The following is a 229-nucleotide window of genomic DNA, read 5'->3' on the forward strand; positions in this document are numbered from 1 at the left end:
ACCCACTGAAAGCGATTTTAAAACCGTTGCAAAAAAGATGCGCATATCTACCAAAGTTCCTGCAATTCCGCCTTGCGGAATTTGGCAAATACCCTTCACTCTATTACTATTATTTAAGAGCACAATTTTAAACGTCTCTTGTAATTGCCTTGTGCTTTTATCCCAATGTTCAAATAGGACTTCCGCAGCCTGTTCCGAGGTAGATACTTGTACCCAATTTTTGGATTTG

At 39.3% G+C, this 229-nt stretch carries 1 protein-coding gene; it reads right to left on the minus strand.

The features are described 5' to 3' along the window. On the minus strand, positions 1 to 229 hold a 229-nt coding region (locus tag ACY2RT_RS15800; RefSeq protein WP_490156851.1), incomplete at both ends, for a JAB domain-containing protein.

It is taken from the genome of Ulvibacter sp. 2210JD10-4, assembly GCF_058148525.1.